10 protein-coding genes and 3 pseudogenes are annotated in these 9,678 nt (G+C 60.2%); all 13 read left to right on the top strand.

Annotated features, from left to right (window positions below):
• Positions 1-212 precede the first annotated feature (212 nt).
• A pseudogene (locus G113_RS16610) lies at positions 213-665 on the top strand (chemotaxis protein CheW); the annotation flags it as partial.
• 53 nt (positions 666-718) lie between these two features.
• A complete protein-coding gene (locus tag G113_RS16605) occupies positions 719-1,207 on the top strand; it encodes a chemotaxis protein CheW (RefSeq protein ID WP_005907442.1) in 489 nt (162 codons plus the stop codon).
• Positions 1,208-1,287: 80 nt separating this feature from the next.
• Entirely contained in the window at positions 1,288-1,674 is a 387-nt protein-coding gene (locus tag G113_RS16600; RefSeq protein WP_152436086.1) for a DUF2802 domain-containing protein, read from the top strand.
• A 190-nt stretch (positions 1,675-1,864) separates the two neighbouring features.
• Positions 1,865-2,509, top strand: coding sequence for a cytochrome c biogenesis heme-transporting ATPase CcmA (ccmA, locus tag G113_RS16595; protein ID WP_005907440.1), 645 nt, complete (start codon positions 1,865-1,867; stop codon positions 2,507-2,509).
• Positions 2,503-3,171 carry a heme exporter protein CcmB gene (gene ccmB / locus G113_RS16590; RefSeq protein WP_005907438.1) on the top strand — a complete coding sequence of 223 codons (669 nt, stop codon included), beginning with the start codon at positions 2,503-2,505 and terminating at the stop codon, positions 3,169-3,171. The genes ccmA and ccmB overlap by 7 nt, the downstream gene beginning before the upstream one ends.
• 229 nt (positions 3,172-3,400) lie before the next feature.
• Positions 3,401-4,142, top strand: a pseudogene (locus G113_RS16585) (heme ABC transporter permease).
• A 1-nt stretch (position 4,143) separates the two neighbouring features.
• A complete protein-coding gene (ccmD, locus tag G113_RS16580; RefSeq protein ID WP_005907436.1) occupies positions 4,144-4,350 on the top strand; it encodes a heme exporter protein CcmD in 207 nt (68 codons plus the stop codon).
• Between the two features lie 40 nt (positions 4,351-4,390).
• Entirely contained in the window at positions 4,391-4,885 is a 495-nt protein-coding gene (gene ccmE, locus G113_RS16575; protein WP_005907433.1) for a cytochrome c maturation protein CcmE, read from the top strand.
• A 64-nt stretch (positions 4,886-4,949) separates the two neighbouring features.
• Positions 4,950-6,908, top strand: a complete 1,959-nt coding sequence (locus G113_RS16570; RefSeq protein ID WP_005907431.1) for a heme lyase CcmF/NrfE family subunit — start codon at positions 4,950-4,952, stop codon at positions 6,906-6,908.
• On the top strand, positions 6,905-7,435 hold the full coding sequence (locus G113_RS16565) for a DsbE family thiol:disulfide interchange protein (protein WP_005907429.1): 531 nt from the start codon (positions 6,905-6,907) through the stop codon (positions 7,433-7,435). Before G113_RS16570 ends, G113_RS16565 begins: the two co-directional genes overlap by 4 nt.
• Positions 7,435-7,914 (top strand): cytochrome c-type biogenesis protein, encoded by a 480-nt coding sequence (locus tag G113_RS16560; RefSeq protein WP_005907428.1) that lies wholly within the window; start codon positions 7,435-7,437, stop codon positions 7,912-7,914. Before G113_RS16565 ends, G113_RS16560 begins: the two co-directional genes overlap by 1 nt.
• Positions 7,911-9,176, top strand: a complete 1,266-nt coding sequence (ccmI, locus tag G113_RS16555; protein ID WP_005907427.1) for a c-type cytochrome biogenesis protein CcmI — start codon at positions 7,911-7,913, stop codon at positions 9,174-9,176. Before G113_RS16560 ends, ccmI begins: the two co-directional genes overlap by 4 nt.
• Positions 9,177-9,258: 82 nt before the next feature.
• Positions 9,259-9,678 (top strand): annotated as a pseudogene (locus G113_RS16550) (MlaA family lipoprotein); the annotation flags it as partial.

The raw sequence follows: 9,678 nt of genomic DNA, 5'->3' as shown, positions 1-9,678 counted from the left end.
AGCCAGGAGGCGACGGTTGAACCCTTCGCTCTGGCGAGTCATTGGAGGTTGAGGCCTCCCCGGACGTGGAGACGCTGGCTGTCGTCACCGAGGCATTGCTGGCCGAGCCTGAACCCCAGTACGAGCCTGTTCCTGTCGCGTTGCCGGTAGAGACGCTGCAGAGCGAGACGGCCGCCGAACTTGCCGAGAGTCTGCTGCCAGACGCCGCGCCTTGGCAGAATATCGAGATGGGCAATGAGTTCCAGGCCCTCTTCTTCGAAGTGGCCGGCGTGACCTTCGCCGTGCCGCTGATGGAGCTGGGTGGCATCCATCAGTTGGGGGAGGTGAGTGCATTGTTCGGCCAACCCAAGTGGTACCGTGGCATCATGACCCAGCGTGAGCAACAGATGAGTGTGGTCGATACCGCACTCTGGGTAATGCCGGAGAAAGACCTCGAGGTCGCTGATTACAATTACTTGATCATGTTGGGTGAGTCCAATTGGGGACTTGCTTGCCATCACTTGAAGGGGACCGAGCTGCTGCATCGGGATCAGGTCAAGTGGCGTCATCAGGAGGGCAAACGCCCCTGGCTCGCCGGCATGGTCAAAGAGAAGATGTGCGCCCTGCTTCACGTCAGGGAGTTGCTGGTCCTGCTGGCGCGGGGCGTCAATATTACAGGGTACTGATCGCCACCCGGCCGTGTTGCCGGAACGAGATGTTTTCATACAAGGAACAAGACATGACACAAAAGCGCAATATTGCCCAGAATCTGGCGGAAGACGAAGTGCTGCAATGGGTCACCTTCCAGCTCGAAAACGAGACTTATGGCATCAATGTGATGCAGGTGCAGGAGGTGTTGCGCTACACCGAGATTGCCCCGGTGCCCGGTGCCCCTGACTATGTGCTCGGTATCATCAACCTGCGCGGCAACGTGGTGACCGTTATCGACACCCGCTCCCGGTTCGGTCTGCCCGGTGGTGAAGTGAGCGAGAATTCCCGCATCGTCATCATAGAGGCGGAGAAGCAGGTGATCGGCATCATGGTCGACAGCGTGGCCGAGGTGGTTTACCTTCGTTCCTCCGAGATAGACGCGGCACCTGCCGTGGGAACCGAGGAGAGCGCCAAGTTCATTCAGGGGGTCAGCAATCGCGATGGCCAACTGCTGATCCTGGTCGATCTCAACAAGTTGCTGTCAGACGAAGAGTGGGACGATATCGGCTCTCTCTAAGGCTGAGGCCAATGGATGATGCCGGTTGTTGCCGCTCTTTGGCAGCAGGCCCGGCGTGAGCAGATGAGGATGATGAATTGATACTTGAAGCGATTGCCTTGGGGTTGTCCCTGCTGGCGTTGGCTGTTGCCCTGGCCGGATGGCGCCAGGCTCGGCGCGCCGGACAGGAGTCCGAGGCGAAGGCGATGGCTCTGAAAGGCCAGCTCGATAGCCTGCGCAAGCAGATGATGGAGCTGCACACCGGTGCCATCGGCATGGGTCAGCGCCTGCAAGGGGTTGAGGCTCACGCCCAGCAGCTTGGGGATCGCCAGCAGGAGCTGACCCTGCAGGATCCGGATCGCCGGCTCTACAGCCGTGCCGCCAAGATGGTGGAGCTGGGGGCGGATCTGGACGAGGTGATGAACGAATGTGAGTTGCCCAAGGCGGAAGCCGAGTTGTTGATCTCATTGCGCAAGGGTCGCTCATAATCCACGGGAAGGCAGTCGCCTTCCCGTTGCCTCTTCTCCCGTTAGTCTCCCTTTGCACCTCATCTGCTTGCCGGGCAGGCGTCGGCGGGATCTCCCCCACAAAACCGGTGCCCGGTTTCTATCTTTGAAAAGACCCATTCCAATACTGTGTTAACATGCAGACCGCTACTTTTCATCTGAACCCATCCCCATGCTGCTTGACGTTCACAATCTGAGCTGCGTGCGTGAAGATCGCACCCTGTTTGAGCACCTCTCTTTCTCCGTTTCTCCCGGCGATCTGCTCCAGATTGAAGGCCCGAACGGGGTGGGCAAGACCAGCTTGCTGCGCCTGATCACCGGGCTCTCCCAACCCTTTGCTGGTGAGGTACGCTGGCGGGGTGAAAACATCCGTCACTGCCGCGATGAGTATCATGCCAACCTGCTCTATCTGGGCCATCAGCCCGGGGTCAAGGGGGGGCTGACTCCCCTCGAGAACCTCAGCTTCTATCAAAAACTGCATCAAAACGGCGCCGTAGAAGCCGATCTGTGGCAGATCCTGGCCCAGGTTGGCCTGGCCGGTTTCGAGGACTACCCCAGTGCCCAGCTCTCGGCCGGACAGCAGCGGCGGGTCGCCCTGGCCCGGCTCTGGCTCTGCGATACACCGGCATTGTGGGTGCTTGATGAGCCCTTTACGGCCATCGACAAGCAGGGGGTCAAGGTGCTGGAGCGGTTGATGCTGCGCCATGGGGAACGGGGTGGCATTGTGATACTCACCACCCATCAGGACATGAGCCTGATGCAGGGCCGGCTCAAGACGCTTTCCCTCACCCCTGGTCGTATGGAGGCCCCATGCTGAGTGCCGTGTTGACCCTGATCCATCGCGAGTTGTTGATGGCGTTTCGCCAGCGGGCCGACATTCTCAATCCGCTCTGGTTTTTCCTGATAGTGATCACCCTCTTTCCCCTGGGCATAGGCCCGGAACCCCAGCTGCTGGCTCGCATAGCACCCGGTATCATCTGGGTGGCGGCGCTGCTGGCGGCCATGCTCTCTCTGGAGCGACTGTTTCGGGATGACTTTGCCGATGGCGCGCTGGAGCAGATGATGCTGATGCCTCATCCTCTCGGGCTGCTGGCCCTGGCCAAGGTGACTGCGCACTGGTTGCTGACCGGCTTGCCGCTATTGCTTGTCTCGCCGCTCATTGCCGTGCTGCTCTCTCTGGACGTCAATACCTGGCTCGCCATGGCGGCGACCCTGGCCCTGGGCACCCCCATCCTCAGTCTGCTTGGCGCCGTCGGGGTCGCGCTGACGGTAGCCCTGCGCAAGGGGGGGGTGTTGCTCAGCCTGCTTATTCTGCCGCTCTATATCCCGGTACTGATCTTCGCCACCTCGGCCATTGATGCGGCCGGTCTGGGGCTGCCTTACAGCGGCCAGCTCGCCATTCTGGGCGCCATGCTGGTGGGCGCCCTGATCATGACGCCGTTCGCCGTCTCCGCTTCCCTGAGGGTGAGTGTAAACTGACGGGTTTCATTGAATAATTACTCCGCTGCTGACTTCGTTCACTCTGGGTTAGCATTGGCTGGGCATAATGCGCCCGCTCGTTTGGCTCGCAGTCGTCATTTGTTGGCCAATTAGGTTGCGATGGATCAAGGAGAGCGCCGCTTATTTCTTTCGGGGTATTTGCACGCCGAAGGCAGTGAGTAAGGTAGGCGGCGCCAACGATATTAATAACAGAAAGGTTTTGTGAGCTATGTGGAAATGGTTGCATCCCTATGCCAAACCGGAGCAAGCCTATCGGCTGGCCGGTCGCTTATTGCCCTGGTTTGCGGTGATAAGTCTGCTCGCCTTCATCATAGGCACCGTCTGGGGGCTGGCCTTCGCGCCCGCCGACTATCAGCAGGGTGACTCCTTCCGGATCATTTATCTCCACGTGCCCGCCGCCATTCTCTCCATGGGGGGCTTACTCCACCATGGCCATCGCCGCCTTCATCGGCATGGTGTGGCAACTGCGCATGGCCGACATGACGGTGGCCGCCATCGCCCCGGTCGGCGCCGTGTTCACCTTTATTGCCCTCTTTACCGGCGCAGCCTGGGGCAAGCCCATGTGGGGCGCCTGGTGGGTATGGGATGCCCGCCTCACCTCAGAGCTTATTCTATTGTTCCTCTATCTCGGGGTGATAGCCCTCTACAACGCCTTCAGCGACAAGGTGGTAGCCGGTCGCGCCGCCGGTATCCTGGCCTTGGTCGGCGTCATCAACCTGCCGATCATCCACTACTCGGTGGAGTGGTGGAACACCCTGCATCAGGGCGCCAGCATCACCAAGTTTGCCAAGCCTTCCATTGCCCCCAGCATGCTGTGGCCGCTGCTGGTGATGATAGTGGCCTTTGCCACCTTCCTCGGCGCCCTTACCCTGATGCGTTTTCGCAATGAGCTGATCATGCGCGAGTGGCACAGGCCCTGGGTCAAGGCCCTGGTCGAGCAGGAGAAATAACATGCACTTTTCGTCTTTGAGCGAATTTTTGGCCATGGGAGGCTACGGCTTTTATGTGTGGCTGTCCTTTGGTCTCTCCTGGCTCTGTCTGGTCGGCATCATAGTGACCACCCGCATCAAACACCGTACTCTGCTTAGCGATCTGCGCAACAAGCAGGCTCGCGAGTCGCGTCGCCTGGCGGCCCAGCAGATGGAGAACACCCTGTGATCCCCCCCTCATCCGGCACTCTCTCGATGGAGACTCTGTTATGAACCCGCGCCGCAAGAAGCGTCTGACCATCATCTTGGCCATCAGCACGGGGGTTGCCGCCGTGATTGGCCTGGTGCTCTATGCCCTCAGCCAGAATATCGATCTTTTTTACACCCCGGGTGAGCTGGTGCTGGGCAAGGGGCCGGACAAGATCAAGCCCGAGGAGGGGCAACGCCTTCGCATCGGCGGCATGGTGGTGCCGGGTTCGGTAAAGCGTGACAGCCACAGCCTGTTGGTGGCCTTCGATCTGATCGATGCCAGCGGCGAGCGGGTCACCGTCACCTATGACGGCATACTGCCGGATCTGTTTCGCGAGGGGCAGGGCATAGTGGCCCAGGGCAACCTCAAGGATGCCCGGACCGTGACCGCCTTCGAGGTGCTCGCCAAGCATGATGAGAACTACATGCCGCCGGAAGTGGCCGATGCCCTCAAGGGGATGAAGCACTACAAACCGGATTACACCGAGGCGCAGCTTCAGGGTGGCAAGCCATGATGCGCCGCCTGAGTGATCTCTCGCCCCTTGCCGCCCGCTCTTCGATTCTGAAAGGATGCCCATTATGATCCCGGAACTTGGCCAGTTTGCCCTGATCCTGGCTTTCGCCACCTCCTTGCTGCTCGGCAGCTACCCGCTGCTCGGCGCCAAGTGGGGGCGGATTGGCATGATGCAAGCCGCCCGCCCGCTCGCCTATGCCCAGTTCCTGCTGTTGCTGTTGTCGTTTCTGTGCCTGACCTGGGCCTTTGTCGACAATGACTTCACCGTGCAATATGTGGCGACCAACTCCAACAGCCTGTTGCCGCTGCAGTACCGGATCTCGGCGGTGTGGGGGGCTCATGAGGGCTCCTTGCTGCTCTGGGTACTGACCTTGGGAGGCTGGACGGCGGCCGTGGCGCTGTTCAGTCGCAGCCTGCCGCTGGATGCGGTGGCACGGGTGCTGGGGGTGCTGGGCCTGATTGCAGTTGGTTTCACCGCCTTCGTGCTCTTCACGTCGGATCCCTTCACCCGCACCCTGCCGTTCTTCCCGGTCGATGGTCGCGATCTCAACCCCCTGTTGCAGGATCCGGGCCTCATCTTCCATCCGCCCATGCTCTACATGGGTTATGTAGGCTTCTCGGTTGCCTTTGCCTTTGCCATCGCATCCCTGATGACCGGGCGTCTCGACGCCACCTGGGCGCGCTGGTCCCGTCCCTGGACCATGGCGGCCTGGGTCTTCCTGACCTTGGGCATAGTGCTTGGCTCCTGGTGGGCCTATTACGAGCTCGGCTGGGGTGGCTGGTGGTTCTGGGACCCGGTGGAAAATGCCTCCTTCATGCCCTGGCTGGCGGGCACTGCCCTGCTGCACTCTCTGGCCGTCAGCGAGAAGCGGGCCACCTTCAAGGCCTGGACAGTGCTGCTGGCGCTGTCGGCCTTCTCCCTGAGTCTGCTGGGTACCTTCCTGGTGCGCTCCGGCGTGCTGGTCTCGGTGCATGCGTTTGCTTCGGATCCGACCCGAGGCCTCTTCATTCTCGGTTTCCTGCTGGCGGTGATCGGCAGCTCCCTGCTGCTGTTTGCCTTCAAGGGGTCCCAGGTGAAGAGCCATGGCAAGCATGAGTTCTGGAGTCGCGAGACCCTGCTGCTTGGCAACAACATACTGCTGATGGCCGGGCTGCTGACCGTGCTGCTCGGTACCCTGTTGCCCTTGGTGCACAAGGAGCTGGGTCTGGGGAGCATCTCCATCGGTACCCCCTTCTTCAACCATATCTACAGCTGGCTCATCATCCCCTTCGCCGCCCTGCTGGGGGTTGGCCCGCTGTTCCGCTGGCGCCGTCAGGCGGTAGGCGAGCTCAAGGGCAAGGTCATCCTCGCCCTAGTATTGAGTCTGGCCGCCGCCCTGCTGCTGCCCTGGTTCTTTGCCGAGGCATTCAAACCCTGGGCCGCGCTTGGCATAGGCCTGGGCGCCTGGATCATCATTACCAGCATTCAGGAGACCTGGGTGCGCGCCACCCACAAGCACAGCTTCGCAGTGGGTGTTCGCCGACTCGGCAACAGCCACTGGGCCATGATCTTCGGCCACGTGGGTCTGGCGGTCAGCATCATAGGCATCGCCTGTACCCAGAACTACAGCATCGAGAAGGACCTGCGTATGCAGGCCGGGGACAGGGTGCATTTCGCCGACTACGAGTTTGTCTTCACCGGTATCAAGGAGAAGAACGGTCCCAACTACGAAGGTTTCAAGGGCGTGCTTGAGGTGCACCGTGATGGCAAGCAGGTTGCCCTGCTCAAGCCGGAGAAGCGCAACTACCTCGTCAGCCGCATGCCGATGACGGAAGCGGCCATCGATGCCGGTTTCACCCGGGATCTCTATGCGGCGCTGGGTGAGCCGCTTGATAATGGCGCCTGGGCCGTGCGTATCTATTACAAGCCGTTCGTGCGCTGGATCTGGTTTGGTGGCGTCTTCATGGCCATCGGTGGCGTGCTCGCCATGCTGGACAAGCGTTATCGGTTTGGTCGGCGTGAAGAAGAGGAGATCAAGCCATGAGCAAGAAGACCTGGCTGTTTCTGATCCCCTTCGTCATTTTCATGCTGGGGGCCGTGTTCCTGTTCAAGGGGCTCTATTCCGATCCGCGCAAGCTCGAATCCGTGATGGTCGGCAAGGAGGTGCCCCTGTTCACCCTGCAAGACTTGCACGATCTCAACAAGCAGCACGACAGCAGCCTGTTCAAGGGGCGGCCCATGTTGCTCAACGTGTGGGCCACCTGGTGCCCCACCTGTTACGCCGAGCACACCTACCTCAAGGAGCTGGCAGGGCAGGGGGTGACCATAGTCGGCATGAACTACAAGGATGAGCGCGACAAGGCCCTCAAGTGGCTGGACGAGCTGGGAGACCCCTACAAGGTCAGTCTCTACGATCCGGATGGTATGCTGGGCCTGGATCTCGGCGTCTACGGCGCCCCTGAGACCTTCTTCATCGACTCCCAGGGCATCATCCGCTATCGCCACGTGGGGGATGTCAATGCCCAGGTGTGGGCATCCACCCTCAAGCCCATCTACGAGGGGATGAAATGATGCGCTCCGGTTTCTTCGCGCTCTTGCTGACCCTGGCCTTGGCTACCTCCTGGTCGGCCCGGGCTGCCATTGACGTCTACAGCTTCGACAGCGATGCCCAGGAGCAGACCTTTCGCGAGTTGACCAAGGAGCTGCGCTGCCCCAAGTGCCAGAACCAGGACATCGCCGACTCCAATGCTGGCCTTGCCAAGGACTTGCGTGACAAGACCTACCTGATGGTACATCAGGGCAAGGATAAGCAGGAGATCATCGACTACATGGTGGCGCGTTACGGCAACTTCATTCTCTATGACCCGCCGATGATGGCCTCCACCTTGATCCTCTGGCTGGGGCCATTCGGGGTGATAGTGATTGGTTTCTGTGTGGTGGCGGCCCGCGCCCGCAAGCGGCCCGAGAGTGAGACTGCACTCCAGCCGGGATTGAACGATGAGGAGAGTCGCCGTCTGGCTGCCCTGCTCAAAGAGGAAGAGAAACAATGATCGCATTCTGGATTGTCATCGTCGCCTTACTGGCGCTGGTGAGCCTGACCCTGGCCCGGCCGCTGCTGCGGGGTGAGAGCCGCCAAACCATCAGTCGCTCGGCGCTCAACAAACAGCTCTATCGCCAACGGGTAGTGGAGATAGGGGAGGAGCGAGATCAGGGGATCTTGGCCGAGGAGCATGAGTCTCTTGTGGAGCTGCAACGCAGCCTGCTGGACGATATCCCCGATGTCGAACAGACCGCCAGTTCAGGTCGCAGCCTGGTCTGGATCCCCGGTGTCCTGGTATTGGTGGTGGTGAGTTTGGGGCTTTACGCCAAGCTGGGTTCCTGGCAAGAGGTGATGCATTGGCAATCGGTCAATGCTCGCTTGTCCGAACTGAGCAATAAAATCCTGGTCGAGCGTGACAGCAATGTAACAGAGCAGGATCTGCAGGACTTCATGCTGGGGCTGCGTACCCGCTTGGCAGAGGAGCCGGACGATTACCGTGGCTGGCTGCTACTCGGACGTCTGGCGCTGGATGGCAACGATCCGGATACGGCGCTCAGCTCCCTGGAGCGGGCCTACAAGATGGCGCCGGACAGACGTCTGGTGACGGTACCCTATGCCCAGGCGTTGATGATGAACGGCGATGAAGTTAAAGCCGATGGGCTGCTGCAGCAGGCCATTGCCAGCGATCCCCAGGATCTTGAAGCGCGTTCCACCTATGCCTTCATTGCACTGCAAAAAGAGGACTTCAAGACGGCCCTCGCCCGTTGGCAGGCGATGCTGCCATTGATGGAGAAGGGGTCGAGCCGCTATCAGATGATAGAGCGCTCCATCGAGTATGCTCAGCAGCAGTTGGCCAAGCGGGGCGGTCAGATAGCCCCGATGACGGCGAGTGGCAATGAGCCGACGGGAGCGAGCCTGGAGGTGAAGGCGGGTGAATTCCCCATCCACATCACCCTGGCACCCGGCATCCAGATGCCAAGTGATCCTCACCTCTTCGTGTTTGCCGTGGTGCCCAATGGCCCGCCCATGCCGATTGCAGTCAAGCGGATCAGGGATCCCAAACTGCCTATCACGCTCTCTCTCGGAGATGGAGATGCCATGATCGAAGGCAGCAAACTTGAAGTGAACCCCGAGCTGCAGTTCAAGGCCAGGCTCTCCGCGGGCGGCAACGTCATGAACAAGGAGGGGGCCTTCGAAGGGGTATCGATAACGGTATCAACAGCGACAATTCCGACAGTGCCGATTGACATCCGTATCGATCGCGCCCTCTAATAGCATCTTTACTCGGCCCCTTTGGGGCCGAGCCGTTTATAATAATCAAACAGTTCAAGTGACTTTCTCAAGGTAAATCAGTATGCAAGTGCGTTTAGGTGCATGGGTACTGGCACTGCTGCTCGGTGGCTGTGCTGGCGGCCCACCCAAATCGGGACCCGCGAGCCTGGATGTGGGGCTCAGCAATCACAATGCCCCCGGGGCAACCAGTACCGCCAACGATCCCAAGGATCCCTTTCAGGGCGCCAACCGCGCCATGTGGGCGGTCAACTTTGATGTGCTCGAGCCTTATGTTGCTCGCCCGGTGATCCACAGCTATGCCGACTATGTGCCGGACAGCGTCAAGGAGGGGATAGACAACTTCGTCAACAACTTCGACGAGCCAAGCAGCATGGTCAACCACCTGATCAGCGGTGATCTGCCTGGCGCAGGGACCAACCTGGGACGCTTCACCCTCAATACCACCCTGGGTCTGCTTGGTATCTTGATGTGGCCAAGCATG

The organism is Aeromonas molluscorum 848 (assembly GCF_000388115.1).
Taxonomy (GTDB): domain Bacteria; phylum Pseudomonadota; class Gammaproteobacteria; order Enterobacterales; family Aeromonadaceae; genus Aeromonas; species Aeromonas molluscorum.
The sequence above is the reverse complement of the archived record's forward strand: the minus strand, read 5'-3'. Positions and strand labels throughout refer to the sequence as shown.

Bases quoted from the DNA above. Each gene is read 5' to 3' on its own strand.
- G113_RS16605 (WP_005907442.1), top strand. From the start codon at position 719: ATGACACAAAAGCGCAATATTGCCCAGAATCTGGCGGAAGACGAAGTG.
- G113_RS16570 (WP_005907431.1), top strand. From the start codon at position 4,950: ATGATCCCGGAACTTGGCCAGTTTGCCCTGATCCTGGCTTTCGCCACC.
- ccmA (WP_005907440.1), top strand. From the start codon at position 1,865: ATGCTGCTTGACGTTCACAATCTGAGCTGCGTGCGTGAAGATCGCACC.
- G113_RS16560 (WP_005907428.1), top strand. From the start codon at position 7,435: ATGCGCTCCGGTTTCTTCGCGCTCTTGCTGACCCTGGCCTTGGCTACC.
- ccmE (WP_005907433.1), top strand. From the start codon at position 4,391: ATGAACCCGCGCCGCAAGAAGCGTCTGACCATCATCTTGGCCATCAGC.
- G113_RS16565 (WP_005907429.1), top strand. From the start codon at position 6,905: ATGAGCAAGAAGACCTGGCTGTTTCTGATCCCCTTCGTCATTTTCATG.
- ccmI (WP_005907427.1), top strand. From the start codon at position 7,911: ATGATCGCATTCTGGATTGTCATCGTCGCCTTACTGGCGCTGGTGAGC.
- ccmD (WP_005907436.1), top strand. From the start codon at position 4,144: ATGCACTTTTCGTCTTTGAGCGAATTTTTGGCCATGGGAGGCTACGGC.
- ccmB (WP_005907438.1), top strand. From the start codon at position 2,503: ATGCTGAGTGCCGTGTTGACCCTGATCCATCGCGAGTTGTTGATGGCG.